General features: G+C 72.8%; 19 protein-coding genes and 1 riboswitch. Of the genes, 10 read left to right on the top strand and 9 right to left on the bottom strand.

The annotated features are described in order from the left end of the window. Positions 1-3: 3 nt before the first annotated feature. Positions 4-126: riboswitch (cobalamin riboswitch) on the bottom strand. Positions 127-327: 201 nt separating this feature from the next. The 4 genes from K377_RS05825 to K377_RS05810 all read right to left on the bottom strand — a co-directional run bounded on the left by K377_RS05825 (position 328) and on the right by K377_RS05810 (position 3,583). Next, positions 328-1,482: a flotillin family protein gene (locus K377_RS05825; RefSeq protein ID WP_111662039.1), complete on the bottom strand. Its 1,155-nt coding sequence runs from the start codon at positions 1,480-1,482 to the stop codon at positions 328-330. 13 nt (positions 1,483-1,495) lie between these two features. Next, positions 1,496-1,741 carry a hypothetical protein gene (locus K377_RS05820; RefSeq protein ID WP_111662038.1) on the bottom strand — a complete coding sequence of 82 codons (246 nt, stop codon included), beginning with the start codon at positions 1,739-1,741 and terminating at the stop codon, positions 1,496-1,498. A 132-nt stretch (positions 1,742-1,873) separates the two neighbouring features. Further along, a complete protein-coding gene (locus K377_RS05815; protein ID WP_111662209.1) occupies positions 1,874-2,914 on the bottom strand; it encodes an MBL fold metallo-hydrolase in 1,041 nt (346 codons plus the stop codon). A 120-nt stretch (positions 2,915-3,034) separates the two neighbouring features. Continuing rightward, on the bottom strand, positions 3,035-3,583 hold the full coding sequence (locus K377_RS05810) for a GNAT family N-acetyltransferase (protein WP_111662037.1): 549 nt from the start codon (positions 3,581-3,583) through the stop codon (positions 3,035-3,037). Between the two features lie 122 nt (positions 3,584-3,705). On the opposite strand from K377_RS05810, the gene K377_RS05805 reads away from it, so the two are divergent. The 6 genes from K377_RS05805 (at position 3,706) to K377_RS05780 (ending at position 11,955) form a co-directional block, all read left to right on the top strand. Continuing rightward, positions 3,706-5,172 (top strand): aldehyde dehydrogenase, encoded by a 1,467-nt coding sequence (locus K377_RS05805; RefSeq protein WP_111662036.1) that lies wholly within the window; start codon positions 3,706-3,708, stop codon positions 5,170-5,172. 2 nt (positions 5,173-5,174) lie between these two features. Then, positions 5,175-5,408 carry a ferredoxin gene (locus K377_RS05800; RefSeq protein ID WP_111662035.1) on the top strand — a complete coding sequence of 78 codons (234 nt, stop codon included), beginning with the start codon at positions 5,175-5,177 and terminating at the stop codon, positions 5,406-5,408. A gap of 217 nt (positions 5,409-5,625) precedes the next feature. Beyond that, positions 5,626-8,244 carry a class III lanthionine synthetase LanKC gene (lanKC, locus tag K377_RS05795; protein ID WP_111662034.1) on the top strand — a complete coding sequence of 873 codons (2,619 nt, stop codon included), beginning with the start codon at positions 5,626-5,628 and terminating at the stop codon, positions 8,242-8,244. A 92-nt stretch (positions 8,245-8,336) separates the two neighbouring features. Then, a complete protein-coding gene (locus K377_RS05790) occupies positions 8,337-8,474 on the top strand; it encodes a SapB/AmfS family lanthipeptide (RefSeq protein ID WP_111662033.1) in 138 nt (45 codons plus the stop codon). Continuing rightward, positions 8,471-10,237, top strand: coding sequence for an ABC transporter ATP-binding protein (locus K377_RS05785; RefSeq protein ID WP_111662032.1), 1,767 nt, complete (start codon positions 8,471-8,473; stop codon positions 10,235-10,237). Before K377_RS05790 ends, K377_RS05785 begins: the two co-directional genes overlap by 4 nt. Further along, positions 10,234-11,955 carry an ABC transporter ATP-binding protein gene (locus K377_RS05780; RefSeq protein ID WP_181512485.1) on the top strand — a complete coding sequence of 574 codons (1,722 nt, stop codon included), beginning with the start codon at positions 10,234-10,236 and terminating at the stop codon, positions 11,953-11,955. The genes K377_RS05785 and K377_RS05780 overlap by 4 nt, the downstream gene beginning before the upstream one ends. Here the strand turns inward: K377_RS05780 and K377_RS41560 are convergent. After that, positions 11,932-12,495, bottom strand: coding sequence for a response regulator transcription factor (locus K377_RS41560; RefSeq protein WP_181512484.1), 564 nt, complete (start codon positions 12,493-12,495; stop codon positions 11,932-11,934). The genes K377_RS05780 and K377_RS41560 overlap by 24 nt on opposite strands. Positions 12,496-12,716: 221 nt before the next feature. Beyond that, positions 12,717-13,343: a TetR family transcriptional regulator gene (locus K377_RS05775; RefSeq protein WP_146614688.1), complete on the bottom strand. Its 627-nt coding sequence runs from the start codon at positions 13,341-13,343 to the stop codon at positions 12,717-12,719. 229 nt (positions 13,344-13,572) lie between these two features. Here K377_RS05775 and K377_RS05770 point away from each other — a divergent pair, with 229 nt between their 5' ends. Genes K377_RS05770 through K377_RS05760 form a run of 3 tightly spaced genes read left to right on the top strand, consistent with a single transcriptional unit; the run spans position 13,573 to position 16,693 of the window. Next, the gene (locus K377_RS05770; RefSeq protein WP_111662030.1) at positions 13,573-14,889 is read left to right on the top strand and encodes a glycosyltransferase family 4 protein; all 1,317 of its coding nucleotides are present in this window, start codon (positions 13,573-13,575) and stop codon (positions 14,887-14,889) included. Beyond that, complete coding sequence (locus K377_RS05765) at positions 14,883-15,623, top strand: class I SAM-dependent methyltransferase (RefSeq protein ID WP_111662029.1); 741 nt, start codon at positions 14,883-14,885, stop codon at positions 15,621-15,623. Before K377_RS05770 ends, K377_RS05765 begins: the two co-directional genes overlap by 7 nt. Continuing rightward, the gene (locus K377_RS05760; protein ID WP_111662028.1) at positions 15,620-16,693 is read left to right on the top strand and encodes a prenyltransferase/squalene oxidase repeat-containing protein; all 1,074 of its coding nucleotides are present in this window, start codon (positions 15,620-15,622) and stop codon (positions 16,691-16,693) included. The genes K377_RS05765 and K377_RS05760 overlap by 4 nt, the downstream gene beginning before the upstream one ends. Before the next feature lie 11 nt (positions 16,694-16,704). Here the strand turns inward: K377_RS05760 and K377_RS05755 are convergent, their stop codons facing one another. Continuing rightward, positions 16,705-16,986 (bottom strand): hypothetical protein, encoded by a 282-nt coding sequence (locus K377_RS05755; RefSeq protein ID WP_111662027.1) that lies wholly within the window; start codon positions 16,984-16,986, stop codon positions 16,705-16,707. Between the two features lie 119 nt (positions 16,987-17,105). Here K377_RS05755 and K377_RS05750 point away from each other — a divergent pair, with 119 nt between their 5' ends. After that, the gene (locus K377_RS05750) at positions 17,106-17,663 is read left to right on the top strand and encodes a hypothetical protein (RefSeq protein ID WP_111662026.1); all 558 of its coding nucleotides are present in this window, start codon (positions 17,106-17,108) and stop codon (positions 17,661-17,663) included. Between the two features lie 22 nt (positions 17,664-17,685). Here K377_RS05750 and K377_RS05745 read toward each other — a convergent pair whose 3' ends face one another. Further along, positions 17,686-18,696 (bottom strand): LLM class F420-dependent oxidoreductase, encoded by a 1,011-nt coding sequence (locus tag K377_RS05745; RefSeq protein ID WP_111662025.1) that lies wholly within the window; start codon positions 18,694-18,696, stop codon positions 17,686-17,688. Positions 18,697-18,812: 116 nt separating this feature from the next. Beyond that, a complete protein-coding gene (locus tag K377_RS05740) occupies positions 18,813-19,697 on the bottom strand; it encodes a hypothetical protein (protein WP_111662024.1) in 885 nt (294 codons plus the stop codon). Positions 19,698-19,747 lie beyond the last annotated feature (50 nt).

The following is a 19,747-nucleotide window of genomic DNA, read 5'->3' as shown; positions in this document are numbered from 1 at the left end:
ACGGTTCTGAGCCGATCATGAGGCGGGTGAGGCAATCCGGCTGTGACGGTTGCGGGTCAGCGCCGGACTCCCACCGGCTTCCCCTCACACACGCTTGATGACGACGCCTTCACTGTACCGGGCCCCTCGATTCGGGGTCGTCCGCGGCTCCGGTGGGGGCTGGTCGCGCAGTTCCCCGCGCCCCTGAGATGCGCACTTCGTGCGGCATCTCATCAGGGGAAGGCGCGCGGAGCGCAGCCTTCAGGGGCGCGGGGAACTGCGCGAGAAGCCCCCACCGGGGCGCGGGGAACTGCGCGACCAGCCACGACTGCGCTGTACCAGAACGCGTCAGCGGACCTCGACGGGGCCGTCGTCGCCGTGGCGCGGAGCCCCGACGTACCGCTCAACGGCGGAGCCGACGTCGTCGCCGCTCAGGTTCTTGCGGACCGAGTCGAGGATCGTCAGCCCCTGCCCCACGAGCCCGGCCGCGATCTCGCCGAGCCCGTCGGCCCCGTTCAGGACATTGACATTGGCCCCGGCAAGCCCGGCCGACGCCTCCTTCACGATCTGCGGCAACTGATCGATGAGCATCCGGTCCAGCGCGACCCGGTCGTAGGACGCCGCGGCCTCGGCCTGGATCTTCATGCGCTCGGCCTCGGCCGTGGCAAGGACCCGGATCCGCTCGGCATCGGCCTGCGCCGGCTTCACGATCTCCGCGATCAGCTCCTTCTCCCGCAGCTCGGCCTGCTTGAGCGCCAGCTCGGTCTGCGCTTCGAGCACCTCCTGCTGCGCGTGCGCCCGCGCCAGCGGCCCGGCCTGGTCGGCCTGCGCCTTGGCCCGGTCCACCTCGGCGCTGAACTCGGCCTGCACGATCGCCGTCTGCCGCGCGAACTCGGCCTGCTTACGGGCCGCCGCCTGCTCCGCCTCGACGGCGGCCTGGTTGGCCTGCGCCTGCGCGATCTTCGCGGCGCGCTGGATGGCCGCCTTGTGCGGCTGCGACATGGCCTCGATGTACCCGGTGGCCCCGTCGTCGATGGACTGGATCTGCAACGAGTCGACGTGCAGCCCGATCTTCGCCATCTCGGACTTGGAGGTGTCCAGCACCTCCGTCGCCAGCTTCTGCCGCTCGGTGACGATCTCCTCGACGGTCATCGAGCCGATGATGGAACGCAGGTGACCGGCGAAGATCCGCCCGGTGAGCACCGACATCTGCTCCTGGTCGGACAGGAACCGCTGCCCGGCGTTGACGATCGACTCGTGGTCGTTGCCCACCTTGAAGGCGATGACGGCGCGCACGGTCAGCGCGATGCCCTGCTTGGTCACGCACTTCTCGACGACTTCCGCCTCCGCCATGGCCAGCGACAGGAAGCGGGTCTTGCGGAACACGGGCAGCACGAACTTCCCGTGCCCGGTGACGACGCGGAACGGCGCTCCCCCAAGTCCCCGCCTGCCACCCGAGATCAACATCGCCTCGTCGGGAGCGGGAACGCGATATCCGAACATCCTTGACGTCTCCTTAGCGGGCGCCGCCGTCGCCGTCGACGAGGAGAGGATCGGTCCAGGCCATGACTGCGACCTGCCGGGTGCCGCGCGACTCGATCACGAGCACGGTCGTCCCGCGCTCCAGGGGCTCGTCCGACCACGCGAGAAACGTCTCGGTCCCGCCCCTGACCCGCACCAGCACCTCGCCCGGCCCCCCGGCACCCCGTGTGCCGAGCACCAGCTTCCCCGTACAGCCGACCACAGCCTCGTCCGGCGCCATCGGCGGCCGCCCCCTTGTTGTTCCAGCTCAAGTGAGCTCTTGGCCAGGACCATACGCCTGCGCGCAGACCCCGACCATCCACGCGCGGCAAAGATCCCCGGACCGTGGAACGGCCTCCCGGTGACGCCCCGGTCAGGGTGCCGCGACGTACGCCACCGGGTCGCTCCCCGCGACCGCTTCCACCCGCCCCAGCTTCACCAGGCGGCGCAGATGGGCCTCCGCCTCCGACACCGCGATGGTCCGCGAGCCGTACGGGATGTCGGCCCACGGGCGGTTCCACTCCATGCGCTCCGCGAGCTGCCACGGAGTGAGCGGCGCCGCGAGGAGGGTGAGCAGATCGGTCAGCCGGGACTCGTGGTGCTCCAGCAGTTCCCGTACGCGGGCGGGCGCGTCGGTGAAGGTGTGCTGGTGCGCCGGGAGGATCTCGGCGGGGGCGAGCCGCCCGACGCGTTCGAGGGAGTCGAGGTAGTCGCCGAGCGGGTCCGTGACGGTGGCGTCGTCCGGGTCCTCGTACAGGCCGATGTGCGGTGTGATGCCGGGGAGGATGTGGTCGCCGCTGAAGAGGCGCCCGTTTCCCTGGAGCCGGGCCGGGTGGTCCTCCTCCAGGTGCAGGCAGACATGGCCCGGGGTGTGGCCCGGCGTCCAGATCGCGCGCAGCCTTCGGCCCGGCAGGGGGAGCAGATCGCCGGGGACGATGGTGCGGTCGGGCAGCGCCGGGTCGAGGCCGGGCAGGCGGCGCGGGACGCCCTCGTCGCGGGCGCGCCGGAGCGGGGCCACGTGCGCCTCGGGCGCCCCGGCGGCGATCAGCTTCCTGGTCATGTACGCGTACCAGCGCGACGGGTCGTTCTCCCGGGTGCGCCGCACCACGGCCGCGTCCGCCTCGTGCATCGCGATCCAGGCGCCGGACGCCTCGCGCACCTTCGCCGACAGGCCGTGGTGGTCGGGGTGGTGGTGCGTGATCAGGACGCCCGCGAGGTCGCCGACCGAGGTGCCGCAGTTCGCGAGCCCGGCCGCCAGCGTGTCCCAGGACTCCGGGTCGTCCCAGCCGGTGTCGACCAGGACCGGCCCCGCGTCGGTGTCGAGCACGTAGATGAGGGTGTAGCCGAGGGGGTTGTCGGGGATCGGGACCCGGATGCTCTGGACGCCTCCGCCGTGGTCGGTCACCTGCGTCACCTTCGTCACCTCTGCCACCTCTGTCGCCTCCGTCACTGGGCCCTCGCTCTGTCACCCGCCCGAGGGCACCGGCCGCCGTGCCGAACTCCCGTCACTGTAATGGAACTTGTAGAACTTGTTTCAATGGTTGCCCGGGTCGACCGGGCCGGTGGCGGATCCGGCGACCGGGCCGGCGGCCGGTCCGCGCCAGACGGTCTCGCCCTCGTCGTCCTCGCCGCACTCCGTGAGCCCGAGGGCGCGCGCCACCGCCGCCGACGCGCGGTGCCGGGGATGGATGTGGGCGACCAGCTCCGCCACGCCCCGCGCCGCCAGCCATCCCGCCATCCCGAGCGCGGCCTCCCGGGCGAAGCCGCGCCCCTGCCACTCGGTGCCCACCACCCAGGCCACGTCGGCCGTGCTCTCGCGGTCGGTGACGGTCGCCTGCACGTATCCCGTCAGTCGCTCCGAACCGCGCTCCCGCACCACCCAGTTGATCCACACGGTGCCCGGCTCCGGCGACCCCGTCACCTGACGGGCGTACCGCGCGCGCAGCGCCTCGGGCGACGGCGGCTCACCGCCCGTGAAGACGTAGAGAGCGGGGTCGGCGAGGACCCCGGCCATCTCGTCGGCGTACGCCACGGCCAGCGGCAGCAGGGTCAGGCGCGGGGTGTCGATCGGCTCGGGAAGCATCCGGGCACCCTATGCCCGCACGCTCGTCGTGCCCGGCCCCTTCCCACCCTTCCGTATCCCAACTAGAACTGGTATCAGTTCTGAAACACCGTCAGAAATGGTCGGGGAAGAGGAAGTCAGCCATGACCGAGCTCGTGGAACACGGACAGCTGTTCATCGGCGGGGAGTTGACCGATCCCCTCGGCAAGGACGTCATCGAGGTCGTCTCCCCGCACACCGGAGAGGTCTTCGGCCGGGTGCCGCACGCCGCGCCCGGTGACGTGGACCGGGCCGTCGCCGCCGCCCGCCGGGCCTTCGACGAGGGGCCCTGGCCGCGTATGACGCTCGACGAGCGCATCGAGGTCGTCGCCAGGATCAAGGACGCGTTCGCGGTGCGGCACGAGGAGATCGCCCGCGTCATCAGCAGCCAGAACGGCACCCCGTTCACCGCCAGCATCATGGTGCAGGCCCTCGCCGCGATGATGGTCTGGGACTCGGCGATCACCGTCGCCCGCGACTTCACGTACGAGCAGGCCCGCGACGGCGTGCTCGGCAAGCTGCTCGTGCGCCGCGAGCCCGTCGGTGTCGTCGCGGCCGTGGTCCCCTGGAACGTCCCGCAGTTCACCGCCGCCGCCAAGCTCGCCCCCGCGCTGCTCGCCGGCTGCCCGGTGATCCTGAAGACCTCGCCCGAGACCCCGCTCGACGGCTACCTCCTCGCCGAGATCGCCGCCGAGGCCGGGCTGCCCGAGGGCGTCCTGTCGATCCTGCCCGCCGACCGCGAGGTCAGCGAGTACCTGGTCGCCCACCCCGGCATCGACAAGATCTCCTTCACCGGCTCGGTCGGCGCGGGCAAGCGCGTCATGGAGGTCGCCGCCCGCAACCTCACCCGCGTCACCCTGGAACTGGGCGGCAAGTCGGCGGCCGTCATCCTGGAGGACGCGGACGCCGCGAGCGCCGTCGCCGGCATCGTCCCCTTCGCCTGGATGATCAACGGCCAGGCGTGCGTCGCCCAGACCCGCATCCTGGTCCCGCGCTCCCGCTACGACGAGTTCGCCGACGCCTTCGCGAGCGCGGCCGGCGCCCTCAAGGTCGGCGACCCGCTCGACCCGGCCACCGAACTCGGCCCCCTCGTCGCCCGGCGCCAGCAGCAGCGCTCCCTCGACTACATCCGCATCGGCCAGGAGGAGGGCGCCAAGATCCTCACCGGCGGCGGTGTGCCGAAGGGCTTCGAGCAGGGCTGGTACGTCGAGCCCACCCTCTTCGGCGACGTCGACAACTCGATGCGCGTCGCCCGCGAGGAGATCTTCGGCCCGGTCATCTGCCTGCTTCCCTACGGCGACGAGGCCGAGGCCGTGAAGATCGCCAACGACTCCGACTACGGCCTGAGCGGCAGCGTCTGGACCGGTGACGTCGAGCGCGGCATCGACGTCGCGCGCCGGGTGCGCACGGGCACGTACAGCGTCAACACCTTCAGCCTCGACATGCTCGGGCCGTTCGGCGGCTACAAGAACAGCGGCGTGGGGCGGGAGTTCGGGCCCGAGGGGTACGGCGAGTACTTCGAGCACAAGATGATCCACCTGCCCGCCGGGTACGAGCCCGAGGGGGCCTGAGCATGGGCGACCGGTGGCACGTGGAGGTCGACCGGAGCGTGTGCATCGGGTCGGGCATGTGCGTGAACCACGCGCCGGACGGCTTCCGCCTCGACACGGCCCGGCAGTCCCACCCGGAGCACCCGGAGACGGACGCCAACGAGCGGGTCCTCGCCGCCGCCGAGGGCTGCCCCGTCGAAGCGATCATGATCACCCTCCTGGACAGCGGTGAGGCGGTCTTCCCGCCCGACGAATGACACGGACCCGGGCGGGCGCACCTGCGAAAAGGCGCCCGCCCGGCCCCGTGCAGAAAGCGGATTCTGTCTCCGCGCACCCCCGACTCGAACGTCAATTCCCTGTGCATTCCGCACAGTCATCTCATGACAGCTGTGACTGTCCGGCCTCCGCCGCCGCATGCCAATCTCTGTTCCGGTCGCCACCGAGAAACGGGACGCCGAGGAGGGCAACGGACGCATGGACAAGCGGTACGAGATTTACGCGCTTGCCGACCCGCATTTCTACGAGACGCCGGAACGGCTCTCGGGGAACGGGCAGGCCCGGACGCTGCCCGAGTTCGACACCGCCCGCCGCCCCGTCCCCGCCGGATGGCGCTCCGACAGCAACGGCGAATGGCTGAACCTCACGCCCGCCGCCGACGACGGCACCCCGCTCCAGGGCCCGCTCCAGGGCTGGAAGATCCACGCGTCGGCCACCCGCGAGAACGCCGAGAAGACCGCCGCGGTCATCTGGGACTACTGCACGGCGCGCGGAATACCGTTCAAATTCGTACCGGCCCCGCACCTGCTCCATCTGCGGAACGCGAAATACGCCGGGCGGGACACCAGCGGCAAATTCGCCACCATCTATCCGGCCGACGAGACGCGATGTCATCGCATACTCGAAGAACTCGGTGAATTGCTCGCCGGTTTCGAAGGCCCGTACATCCTCACCGACCTCCGCTGGGGCGAAGGACCGCTGTACGTGCGCTACGGGGCGTTCGCCCGCCGCATGGTCGTCGACCCGCGCGGCACCCTCGTCAGCGCCGTCGAGGACGCCGGCGGACGGCTCGTGCCGGACAACAGGGATCCCGCGTTCCAGATACCGGAGTGGGTGAGCCTGCCCGCCTTCCTGAAGCCGCACCTGGACGCCCGCAACGCCACCACCGTCGCCGAACTGCCCTACCGCTTCGAGAAGGCGCTGCACTTCTCCAACGGCGGCGGCGTCTACCGCGGGGTCGACACCCGCGACGAGAGAACCGTGGTCCTCAAAGAGGGCCGCCCGCACGCCGGTCTGGCCGCCGACGGCGCCGACGCCATCGCCCGCCTGGAGCGCGAGAAGGCCGCCCTGGAGCGGCTGTCCGGGCTCGGCGTCGCCCCCGGGGTCCGCGACTGGTTCCTCGTCGACGACCACCGCTTCCTCGTCATGGACCACGTGCCGGGCCGGCCGCTCAACGCCTACTTCGCCGAACGGCACCCGCTGCTCGCCGCCGACCCCGACCCGGAGAAGGTGGCCGCCTACGCCGCCTGGGCGCTCGGCATCGTCGCCGCGGTCGAGGCCGCCGTCGCCCGGGTCCACGAACGCGGCGTCGTCTTCAACGACCTGCACATGTTCAACATCATGGTCGACCCCGACGAACACACGGTCACCCTCATCGACTTCGAGGCCGCCACCCGCGTCGAGGAGAGCGGCGGCCAGATGCTCGCCCATCCCGGCTTCTGGGCACCGTTCGACCGCAGCGGCACCGAGATCGACCACTACGCGCTCGCCTGCCTGCGCCTCGCGATGTTCCTGCCCGTCACCACCCTGTTCGTGGTCGACCGCGCCAAGGCGGCCCATCTCGCCGACGTGATCGCCGCCGAATTCCCCACCGTGCCACGGACGTTCCTCGACGAGGCCGTCGCCGAGATCACCCGGGACGCGGGCGCGGGGGAGGAGAGCGCGCCGACGGCCGCGAGACGCACCGCGCCGGGCGCCGCCGCCCTGCCGGAGCCAGCCGACTGGCCGGCCGCCCGGGACTCCATGGTGGCGGGCATCCTCGCCTCGGCCACCCCGGACCGCGACGACCGGCTCTTCCCCGGCGACGTCGTTCAGTTCGCCACCGGCGGCGGCCTCGGCCTCGCCCACGGCGCCGCCGGCGTCCTCCTCGCCCTCGACCTGACCGGCGCCGGCCGCTTCGAGCAGGGCGAGCGCTGGCTCCTGGACCACACCGCACCGACGCCGCGCGGCACCGCGCTCGGGCTCTACGACGGCCTCGCCGGCATCGCGTACGCCCTGCACCACCTCGGCCACCCGCAGCGCGCCCTCGACCAGCTCGACACCCTGCTCGGGGAGAAGTGGCAACGGCTGGCCGTGCAACTGCACAGCGGCCTCGCCGGAGTCGGCCTCGTCCTCGACCACCTCGCGCACGCCACCGGCGAGAGCGCCCTCGCCGACCGCGCCGCCGAGGCCACCGCGCTCGTCGCCGAGCGGATCACCGAGGCTTTGGCCGCCGACGGCGACGGCGGGCCGCAGCGCAAGGCGGGCCTGATGCGCGGCCTCAGCGGCCCCGCCCTGTTCCTGCTGCGCCGCCACGAACGCACCGGCGACCCCGCCCTCCTGGGCCTGGCCCGGCAGGCGCTCGAACTGGACCTCCGGCGCTGCCGGACCTCCTCCGACGGCGGCCTCCACGTCGACGAGGGCTGGCGCACGATGCCGTACCTCGCCGACGGCAGCGCAGGCATCGGCATGGTCGTCGACGACTACCTCGCCCTCGCGCCCGACGACGACCTCGAACGCGCCCGCGCCGGTGCCGTCATCGCCGCGAGCTCCCGCTTCTACATCCAGCCCGGCCTCTTCGAGGGCCGCGCGGGCATGATCCTGCACCTCGCCCGCACCACCGCACCCCAGGCCCAGGACCGCCATCTCGCCGCGCAGATCGACGGCCTCGGCTGGCTGTCGATGCGCTACCGCGACCATCTCGCCTTCCCGGGCCACCAGATGATGCGCCTGTCCATGGACCTCGCCACCGGAACGGCCGGCTGCCTGCTCGCCCTGGGCGCCGCCCACGGCACCCCGGCCCACCTGCCGTTCCTCCCGCCGCTCCGGCGGCCCTAGAGCCGGCTCCGGCCCTGTCCGGAGCCGTGTCCCAACCGCACCACCCGTCCCCGGCGGCACGTTCCCGCGTGCCGCAAACGAAAGGATTCACCATGGCCCTTCTCGACCTGCAGAACCTGGAAGCCGACGCGACCCACGGTGGCGGCGGCGGTGGCGGCGGCGCGGGCAGCAACGTCAGCCTGCTGCTCTGCGACAAGTTCAGCTCCAACAGCACCCTGCTGTGCCTGTGACCGACAGCAGCACCGCGGGCCCGTCCTCTTCGGAGGGCGGGCCCGCCCCTGCCGTCGGGCAGCCGGGCGGCGACGCCCTGCTGCGCGCCGCGATCCGGCACAGCGCCGCCCGCTGCGTCGCCCTGTGCCTGCTCAGCACCGCCGGAGCGGGCATCGGCCTGCTGCTCCCGTACGTCCTCGGGCGCGCTCTGGACGCCCTGCTCACCGGCCACGCGACAGGCGCCACCGGCGGCGACGCGGGCCACTGGCTGACGCTCGGCGCCGCGCTCGTCGCCGCCGGCACCCTGCTCGACGCCTGCGAGGGCGTCCTCACCGGCACCACCGCCGCCCGCACGACCGCCTGGCTGCGCCACCGCCTCGTCCGGCACGTCCTGGACACCGGCCCGCGCGCCACCGCCCGCTTCCCGGCCGGAGACCTGGTCGCCCGCCTCGTCGGCGGCACCGCCCAGGCCGCACCCGCCCCCGCGACCGTCGCCGCCCTCGCCGCGACCCTGCTCACGCCCCTCGGCGCGATCGTCGCCCTCGGCCTCGTCGACCTCCGCCTCGCGCTCGTGTTCCTCGTCGGCGCCCCGGCCCTCGCCCTGCTCCTGCGGGCCTTCGCGCGCGCCACCTCCGACTGCGTCAGCGGCTACCTGCGCGCCCAGGGCGACATCGCGACCCGGCTCACCGAGGCGATCGGCGGCGCCCGCACCATCGCCGCCGCCCGCACCGCCGGCAAGGAGACCGACCGGATCCTCGCACCGCTGCCCGAACTGGCCCGGCAGGGCCTGCGGATGTGGCGGGTGCAGGGCCGGGCGAGCGCGGGAGCCGTCACCCTCGCCCCACTGCTCCAGATCGCGGTGATCGCGGCGGCGGGCCTGCTCCTGCTCCACCACCACCTGTCCGTCGGCGAACTGCTGGCCGCCTCCCGGTACGCCGTCCTCGCCACCGGCGTCGGCGCGCTCGTCGGCGACCTCGGCGCCCTGGTCCGCACCCGGGCCGCCGGACGCCGCACCGCCGAACTCCTCGACGTGCCCGCACCCCGCTACGGCACCGACGAACTCCCCGTGCGCGGCGGCCACTTGGAGCTGTGCGGCGTCACGGTGCGGCGCGCCGGGCGCACCGTGCTCGACCGTGTCGACCTGACCGTGCCCGCGGGCCGCACCCTCGCCGTCGTCGGCGCGTCCGGCGCGGGCAAGTCCACGCTCGCCGCGCTCGCCGGCCGCCTCACCGACCCCGACGAGGGCACCGTCCTCCTCGACGGCGTCCCCCTGCCCGGCCTGAGCCGCCACGCCCTGCGCACGGCCGTCGGCCACGCCTTCGAGCGCCCCGTCCTGCTCGGCGACACCCTCGCCGACACCATCGCCCTGAGCGCCCCGAAGGACCGCGTGATCCCCGCCGCCCGCGCCGCCCGCGCCGACCCCTTCGTGCGCCGCCTGCCCGACGGCTACGCCACTGTCTGCGCGGACGTGCCGCTGTCCGGCGGCGAACTCCAACGCCTCGGCCTGGCACGGGCGTTCGCGCACGGCGGGCGGCTGCTCGTCCTCGACGACGCGCTCTCCAGCCTCGACACCGTCACCGAGCACGAGATCGCCGCCGCGCTGCTCGACCACACCCCCGGCGCCACCCGCCTGATCGTCGCGCACCGCGCCACGACCGCGGCCCGCGCCGACACGGTGGCCTGGCTCGACGGCGGCCGCGTCCGCGCCCTCGGCCCGCACGAGCGGCTGTGGCACGACCCGGCCTACCGCGCCGTGTTCGCGGGGGAGGACGGTCCCGCGTGAGCGACCTCTCCCGCCTCGGCGCCCGCTTCCTGCTGCGCCGCCGCGGCACCCTCGCCCGGCTCGCCGCCTGGTCGGTCCTGGAGACCGGCCAGACCTTTCTGCTCGGCCTCGCGCTCGCCCGCGCCCTCGACGACGGCTTCCTCGCCGGACGGCAGGGCACCGGCCTGCTCTGGCTCGCCGTCGCCGCCCTCGGCGTCGCCGTCGGTGCCCTGGGTACCGCCCGGGTCTACGGCGCGGTCGCCGACCTCGTCGAACCGGCCCGGGACGCGCTCGTGCGCCGGGTCGTCGCGCGCGGGGTGCGGGACGCCGACGGGGGAGCGGTGTCCCGGCTCACCCAGCAGGTCGAGATCGCCCGCGACACCTTCGCGGGCCTGGTCATGGTCTCCCGCTCGTTCGTGTTCACCGCGGCGGGCGCCCTGATCGGCCTGGGCTCGCTCGCCCCCGTCCTGCTCCTCGTCGTCGCCCCGCCGCTGGTCGCAGGACTCGCCCTGTTCCTGGCCACCCTGCGCCCGCTCGCCCGCCGCCAGGAGGCGTTCCTCACCGCCGACGAGGCCGTCTCCGCCCGGCTCGGCACGGTGTGCGCGGGCCTCCGGGACGTCACCGCGGCGGGCGCCGAGGAGGCCACGGCCGACGCCGCGGGAACCCTCGTCGACCGCGAGGCGCGGGCCTCGCGCACCCTGGCCCGCTGGTCGGTGCCCCGGGTCCTCGCGCTCGCCATCGGCGGCCAACTGCCGCTGCTGCTCCTGCTGTTCACCGCGCCCTGGACCCTGGAGCGCGGAGTGACCCCGGGCGCCCTGGTCGGCGCCGTCGCCTACGTCACCCAGTCCCTGCTGCCCGCGCTCCAGAGCCTGATCCACGGCCTCGGCACCGGCGGCTCCCGCCTCGTCGTCGTCCTGCGCAGGCTGACCGCGTACGAGACCGGGCAGCCGGACCCTGTGGCACAGGCGGCCGCCCCGCCGCCGGGCGCGCCCGCCCTGGAGGTCTCCGGGGTGACCTTCGCCTACGGCCCCGGTGCCGAGCCGGTCCTCGACGGCCTGGACCTCGTCGTCCCGCGCGGCGGCCACCTCGCCGTCGTCGGGCCCAGCGGCATCGGCAAGTCCACCCTGGCCGGACTCGTCGCCGGACTCCTCGCGCCCGGCGCCGGGGAGGTCCGGGTGGGCGGATTCCCGGCCCGCTCGCCCGAGGCGGCCGCACAGCGGGTGCTGATCCCGCAGGAGGCGTACGTCTTCAGCGGCACCCTGCGCGCCAACCTCGGCCATCTGCGCCCCGACGACGTGCCCGACGCCGAACTCGTCGCCGCCGCCCAGGCGGTGGGCCTCGGCCCGCTCCTGGACCGGCTCGGCGGACTCGACGCCCCGCTCTCCCCGGCCGCGCTCGCGGCGCTCTCCGCGGGGGAGCGGCAGCTGATCGCCCTGGCCCGCGCCTACCTCTCGCCCGCACCGCTGGCCGTGCTCGACGAGGCCACCTGCCATCTGGACCCGGTGGCCGAGGCCCGCGCGGAACGGGCGTTCGCGGCCCGGCCCGGCGGCGCCCTCGTCGTCGTCGCGCACCGGATCAGCTCGGCCCGCCGGGCCGAGCTGATCCTCGTCATGGACGGGCGGCGGGTCCTGTGCGGCGGCCACGGGGAGCTGCTGACGCGCTCCGCGCTCTACCGGGACCTGACCGGCGTCTGGGACGGCGCCGCCCGCCCGTCGTCACAGCCAGCCCGCCCCCTGTGAGATACGGATCGCGTCGACCCGGTTGCGGGCGCCGACCTTGCGGGTGATGGCGGCCATGTAGTTGCGCACCGTGCCGTTGGACAGATGCAGGCTGCGCGCTATCTCCGCGACCGACGCGCCCTCGGCGGCCAGCGACAGCACACTGAACTCCCTTCTGGTCAGGGGCGACTGAGCGGCCTGGAGGAATCCGAACCCCAGGGACTCGTCGACGTACCGCCGCCCCTCGGCCACCTGTCTTATCCCGGTCAGCAACTGCTCCACCGGCCCTGCCTTGTCCACGAACCCCAGCGCGTTCGCCTCCGCCGCCCGGCGCAGCAGGCCGGGGCGGCCGGCGGTGGCGAGCACGAGCAGCGCGCGGCCCGGGCCGCCGGTGTGCAGGTCCCCCAGGGGCGGCATCCCGTAGTTCTCCTCGCAGTCCAGATCGGCCACGCAGATGTGCGGCCGGAGCGCGCTCGCGCGGCGGGACGCGCCGCGCCAGGGCGTGTGGTGCACCTCCAGATCGTGCTCCCTCGCCAGCCGGTCGGCGAGAGCCGCACGCATGAGGCATAAGTCGTGCACGAGAAGTACCCGGATCACATGTCCCCCTCAGAGTGGTCAGCTCTGTGTCGGTCGAGCCTTTTTTGTCCCTTCAAAGACTCATTGGATGGGCCAAGTTCCCGGATGTCGACGCGCAGAACGCATCAACGGAAGGTTCGAGGGCGCATGCCGCGCAACCGTGCGCCCCAGCAGGTCCGAGGGGCGCACGGCAACAAAATCGCAATTCAGTGGCGCGATTCGGCCGAGGTCAGATCGATCAAGCGGCACACGGTCTCGATGTCGATCTTCACCTGGGCGATCGACGCACGGCCCGACAGCCACGTGATCAGGGCGGAGTGCCAGGTGTGCTCGATGACCCGGACCGCCGAGAGCTGCGCGGGCGTCGGATCGTCGAGCTCCATCGCGTCCAGGATGATCGCCGTGGTCTGCCGGGAGACCTGGTCGACCTCGGGGCTGACGCTGCGGTCCGCGAAGGTCAGCGCGCGGACCATCGCGTCGGCGAGGTGCGGCTCGCGCTGGAGGGCGCGGAAGGCGCGCATCAGGGTCTCGGCGACCCGCTCGGAGGGGGAGTCGGAGGACGGCGGACGCTTACGGACCGTGGTGTGCATGTGCTGGAGCTGGTCCTGCATGGTGGCGACCAGCAGATGCACCTTGCTGGGGAAGTAGCGGTACAGCGTGCCGAGCGCGACCTGGGACGACTCGGCGACCTCCCGCATCTGCACCGCGTCGAACCCACCGCGCGCGGCGAGCTGCGCGCTCGCGTGCAGGATCCGGCGGCGCCGCGCCTCCTGCCGCTCGGTGAGCGCGGGGGCGCCCTGGGCGCCGCTGCTTCTGGCTTCCGGAGCTGTCATCTGCCTGCTTCCGTCCGCATCCGTCGGCATCCGTCCGCTTCCGTCTCCCGCGGTGACGGTCCGTGGCGTGAATCACCCGATCCGCCTGCCACACGCCCGCTACCAGCCGGTAGATTCGATCCTCATTGAACGATCAAGTCTGAAACTTGTTCTAGATTAGCGTCCCCACGTAGTGTCCACTGGCAGGCCGGGATGTCCACGGGCAAGCAGGAGAGAAGGGTGGCCTGGAGTGACCGCGGAGTCGTTGCGCATCGCTCTCCTCACGTACAAGGGCAACCCGTTCTGCGGTGGCCAGGGCGTGTACGTACGCCACCTCTCCCGTGAGCTGGCCCGCCTCGGCCACCGGGTCGAGGTCATCGGCGCCCAGCCCTACCCGGTGCTGGACGCGGTCGGCAACCCCGACGGGCTCTCCCTCACCGAGCTGCCGAGCCTGGACCTCTACCGCAGCCCCGACCCGTTCCGCACGCCGAAGCGCGACGAGTTCCGCGACTGGGTCGACGCCCTGGAGTTCGCGACCATGCGCACCGGCGGCTTCCCCGAACCGCTGACGTTCTCGCTGCGCGCCCGCCACCATCTGCGCGCCAGACGCGGCGAGTTCGACGTCGTGCACGACAACCAGACGCTCGGCTACGGCCTGTTGGGCGACATCGGCGCCCCGCTGGTCACCACCATCCACCACCCCATCACCGTGGACCGGCAGCTGGAGCTGGACGCCGCCGAGACCTGGCAGCAGCGCCTGTCCAAGCGCCGCTGGTACGCCTTCACCCGCATGCAGAAGCGCGTCGCCCGCCGGGTGCCCTCCGTGCTCACCGTCTCCGGCACCTCCCGCGACGAGATCGTCCAGCACCTCGGCGTCCGGCAGGACCGCATCCGCGTCGTCCACATCGGCGCCGACACCGACCTGTTCTCCCCGGACCCGGCCGTGCCCGAGATCCCGGGCCGCATCGTCACCACCTCCAGCGCCGACGTCCCGCTCAAGGGCCTCGTCTTCCTCGTCGAGGCGCTCGCCAAGGTGCGCGCCGACCACCCCGGGGCCCATCTCGTCGTCGTCGGCAAGCAGCCCGAGGAGGGCCCGGTCGCCCAGGCCGTGGAGCGGTACGGGCTCGAAGGCGCCGTCCGGTTCGTGAAGGGCATCAGCGACGCCGAACTCGTTGACCTTGTGCGCTCCGCGCAGGTCGCGTGCGTGCCCTCGCTCTACGAAGGCTTCTCCCTGCCCGCCGCCGAGGCCATGGCCACCGGCACCCCGCTCGTCGCCACGAAGGGCGGTGCGATCCCCGAGGTCGCCGGGCCCGACGGCGAGACCTGCCTCGCCGTCCCGACCGGCGACGCGGGCGCGCTCGCCACGGGCCTGAGCCGGCTGCTCGGCGACCCGGAGCTGCGCCGCCGCCTCGGCGCCGCCGGCCGCGCCCGCGTCCTCGACCGCTTCACCTGGGCGCGCGCCGCGCAGGGCACCGCCGAGCTGTACCGCGAGTCGATGGACCGCGCCCCCGCCGTCCCGTCACGACCTCACCAGAACACCCCAGAGGAAAGCAGGGCCACGTGCTGACCGTCGACTTCACCCGTTTCCCGCTCGCCGCGGGCGACCGCGTCCTCGATCTCGGGTGCGGGGCCGGACGGCACGCCTTCGAGTGCTACCGGCGCGGGGCGCAGGTCGTCGCCCTCGACCAGAACGCCGAGGAGATCGCCGAGGTCGCCAAGTGGTTCGCCGCGATGAAGGAGGCCGGCGAGGCCCCCGCGGGCGCCACCGCCACCGCGATGGAGGGCGACGCGCTCCATCTCCCGTTCCCCGACGAGTCGTTCGACGTCGTCATCATCAGCGAGGTCATGGAGCACATCCCCGACGACAAGGGAGTGCTCGCCGAGATGGTGCGCGTGCTGAAGCCGGGCGGCCGCATCGCGGTCACCGTCCCGCGCTACGGCCCCGAGAAGGTCTGCTGGGCGCTCTCCGACGCGTACCACGAGGTCGAGGGCGGCCACATCCGCATCTACAAGGCCGACGAACTCCTCGCCAGGATGCGCGAGGCCGGGCTCAAGCCGTACGGCACCCACCACGCCCACGCGCTGCACTCCCCGTACTGGTGGCTCAAGTGCGCGTTCGGCGTCGACAACGACAAGGCGCTGCCGGTCAAGGCGTACCACAAGCTCCTGGTCTGGGACATCATGAAGAAGCCCGCCCTGACCCGGGTCGCCGAGCAGCTGCTCAACCCCGTCGTCGGCAAGAGCTTCGTCGCCTACGCCACCAAGCCGCACCTGCCCAAGGCCGCCGGGGCCACTGAGTGAGCAGCCCCGAACGGACCGAACTCCTCGTCCTGCCAGGAGTTCTGACGGCGGATCAGGCAAGCCTGACGGTGCGCGGCATCCTCGCGGTGCAGCGCCCGGACGGCGCCCTGCCCTGGTTCCGCCGCCACCACCTCGACCCCTGGGACCACACCGAGGCCGCCATGGCCCTCGACGTGGCCGGTGAGCACGAGGCCGCCGAGCGGGCCTACGACTGGCTCGCCCGGCACCAGAACGAGGACGGCTCCTGGTACGCCGCCTACCACGACGGCGACCCGCACGACATCACCGACCGCGGCCGCGAGTCCAACTTCGTCGCGTACGTGGCCGTCGGCGTCTGGCACCACTACCTCTCCACCGGCGACGACGCGTTCCTGGACCGCATGTGGCCCACCGTGTACGCGGCCGTCGAATGGGTGCTGCGGCTCCAGCGGCCCGGCGGGCAGATCGGCTGGAAGCGCGAGGAGGACGGCACGCCCGTCGACGACGCGCTGCTGACCGGGAGTTCGTCCATCCACCAGGCCCTGCGGTGCGCGCTCGCCATCGCCGAGCAGCGCGAAGAGCCGCAGCCCGACTGGGAGTTGGCGCTCGGCGCGCTGCGGCACGCGCTGCGCCGCCACCCGGAGCGCTTCCTGGACAAGAGCCGGTACTCGATGGACTGGTACTACCCGGTGCTCGGCGGGGCGCTGCGCGGCGCCGAGGCCGAGGCCCGGATCGAGGCCGACTGGGACACCTTCGTCGTCCCCGGCCTCGGTGTGCGCTGCGTCGTGCCGAACCCGTGGGTGACCGGCGGTGAGAGCGCCGAACTCGCCCTCGCCCTGTGGGCGATGGGCGAGTCCGACCGGGCGCTCGCGATCCTCCAGGACATCCAGCACCTGCGCGATCCGAAGACGGGCCTGTACTGGACCGGCTATGTCTTCGAGGACCGGGCGATCTGGCCGGAGGAGCTGACGACGTGGACCGCGGGCTCCGTGCTCCTGGCCGTCGCCGCGCTGGGGGGAGACGAGGCGACGTGCGAGGTGTTCGGCGGGGAGCAGCTGCCGTCCGGCGTGGAGCCGGACTGCTGCGGCTAGATACGGGAGGCTCAGCGCAGTCGGCCCGCGATGGCGTGGCCGATGGCGAGGTAGACGACGGCGGCCAGACCGTATCCGGCGACCACGCGGGCCCAGGCCTCGTCGAAGGTGAACAGATCGCGGGACCAGCCGGCGAGCCAGTTGGCCGCATGGTGGATCCACTGGACCAGGTCGTTGCCGCGGTTGGCATCGAGCAGGTACATCAGGATCCACAGACCGAGTATCAGCGCCATGATGTCGGCAACGACCACGATCGCTCGGGCCGCGCTGTTGCCGCTGCGAGTAGAGGACATGGACTCCGTCTGACCCCAACCCGTTCGAACAAACCCGGACGGTGGCGCCCGAGTGGCGGAAGTGTGGGGGACGGGTGACGCTGCGGGGAAGTGCGCATCCCACCCCGGAGGTACCCGCGGTGCTCAGCTCAGCCCTTCCCCTGCGACGTACGGTCGTGTCCGTCCTCCTGTGCGGCGCCCTCGTCGCCGGCACCACCGCGTGCAGCAGTGACGACAAGGACACCGCCTCGTCCTCGTCCGCGTCGCCGTCCAGCTCGGCCGAGCGCCAGAAGCTCGCCAAGACCCGGTTCGTGGCCAACGCGGGCATCGCGGCCGGTGCCACCTACCAGTGGATCGTGAAGCCGTGGCGCGCGGGCAAGTTCAAGAACGGCGCGGACGGCCGTAAGTTCGCGCTGGTCAAGGCAGGCCTCGCGGGCGCGCTCACCTACAACCGGCTGAAGGCCGCGTCGAAGAGCGCCCAGGGCGACCCCACCCTGTCCAAGGCCGTCGCCCCGCTCACCGCGGGCATCGACGCGCTCAAGGACCTGCCGAGCAAGCTCCGCAAGGGCGACGGCGTCGACTCGGTGGCCGGGTCGTTCGACGACATCATCAACAGCGTCAAGGACGCGGGCAAGAGCGCGGGCGCCGAGGTCAAGGACAAGGTGCCGTCGGCGTCCCAGCTGACCTCGGGCTCCTGACGGCCGTACGGGAGCCGGTAGGTCAGGAGTTGAGCTCCGCGAGGACACGCAGGGTGTGCGGGTCGGGGGAGAGGACCAGCAGGTCCGTCACCGGCCCCTTGCGCCACAGCTCAAGGCGCTCGGCGATCCGGGCGCGCGGTCCGACGAGGGAAATCTCGTCGGCGAACGCGTCCGGCACCGCGAGCACCGCCTCCTCGCGCCGCTCCTCGGCGAACAGCTCCTGGATCCGCCGGGCCTCGGCCTCGTACCCCATCCGCGCCATGAGGTCGGCGTGGAAGTTACGGGTCGCGTGGCCCATGCCGCCGATGTAGAACCCCAGCATCGCCTTGACGGGCAGCAGCCCCTCGGCGACGTCGTCGCACACCTTCGCCCGGGCCATCGGCGCGATCATGAAGCCCTCGCGCAGTCCGGTCAGCGACGCCTCGTACACATCGGTGCGGGTCGGCGACCAGTACAGCGGCAGCCAGCCGTCCGCGATCCGGGTGGTCTGCGCGATGTTCTTCGGCCCCTCGGCGCCGAGCAGGAGCGGCAGACCGGCGCGGAGCGGGTGCGTGATCGGCTTGAGCGCCTTCCCGAGCCCGGTCCCGTCCTCGCCCCGGTACGGGTGCGAGTGGAACCGTCCGTCGACCTCCACGGGCCCCTCGCGCCGCAGCACCTGCCGTACGACGTCCACGTACTCGCGCGTCGCGGTCAGCGGCGAGCGGGGGAACGGCCGCCCGTACCAGCCCTCCACCACCTGCGGCCCGGACAGCCCCAGGCCCAGCATCATGCGGCCGCCCGAGAGATGGTCGAGGGTGAGCGCGTGCATCGCGGTCGTGGTGGGGGACCGGGCCGCCATCTGTGCGATCGCCGTGCCGAGCCGGATCCGCGAGGTGTGCGCGGCGAACCAGGTCAGCGGGGTGAAGGCGTCACTGCCCCAGGACTCGGCGGTCCACACCGAGTCGTACCCCAGCTCCTCCGCCTCGCGCACGAGCGGCAGATGGCCGGGGTCCGGTCCGCGTCCCCAGTAACCGAGTGCGATGCCCAGGCGCATAGGGTCAGCCCCAATCTGACGGTGCGTCAATTGTGCGGCGACTGTACGCGAAAGGCCCCTCGCCCGGAAGGTGGGCGAGGGGCCTGACGTGAGGCGCTGTACGGGCCTGAGCGGTGTCAGCCGCGCTGGATGCCGCTGGTGTCCTGGAGGACGCCGCGACGGCCGTCCTGCGTCTGGGCGACGAGGCCCGGGCCGCGCTGCTCGACGGCCAAGTACCAGGTACCCGGGGCCAGTTCGGCGATCGGCGTCGGGTTGCCGTCCTCCGCGTACAGCGGACGCGGCACCGGCACGGCGAACCAGAACGGCGAGAAGTCGGAGGCGCCACCCTGCGGGGCGGCGGGCTGGGGCTGCGGCGCCGGGGCGGCGGCCTGCTGCTGCGGCTGCTGGCCGTAGGGCTGACCGGGGCCGGGCTGACCGGGCTGGCCGTGCTGGCCCGGTCCGGGCTGACCCGGCTGCTGACCGTACGGCTGGCCGGGCTGCTGGGCGCCCGGGTAGCCGTAGCCACCCTGCGGCTGGCCGTAGGGCTGCGGCTGCTGCGGGCGCGGGGCGCCGAGGAGCGGGGCCTGGAGCGCGGGGACGATCGCGGTGGCGACGGCCGCGGCGGCCATGACCAGGGTCGCGATGAGGGCGAGGATCAGGCCGATGCCGGCGCTGATCGCAAAGCTGTTGCTCCCGTTGTCGAAGCCGCCCGCCGGGTCGAAGATGTTGCCGAGCGCTCCCCAGGCGGCGAACACGGTCGCGGCGATGCCGAACTGGCCGAGGTCGAGGCCGACGACCTTGCGCGGCTGCGGCAGACCACGGTTCACGACGATGAGTGCGGCACCGATGATCCCGGAGAGGACGACGCTCATCAGGACCGGACCGCTTCCCCAGGAGTTGGGGAGGTCGGCGTTCGAGCCGGCGCCGTCGATCGAGTAGATGTCGAGGAACGACGCAATGATGAGCAGTACCGCTGCTCCGATCACCACGCCGTCGCCTCGAGTGAGGGAGCGGATATTCACTTCAGGAGGTCCTTCGTCAGTCGTCTGGGTCTTCGGTGGAGGCGGCGCAG

Source organism: Streptomyces sp. PsTaAH-137 (assembly GCF_003259365.1).
In the GTDB taxonomy this organism is placed as follows: Bacteria; Actinomycetota; Actinomycetes; order Streptomycetales; family Streptomycetaceae; genus Streptomyces.
The sequence above is the reverse complement of the archived record's forward strand: the minus strand, read 5'-3'. Positions and strand labels throughout refer to the sequence as shown.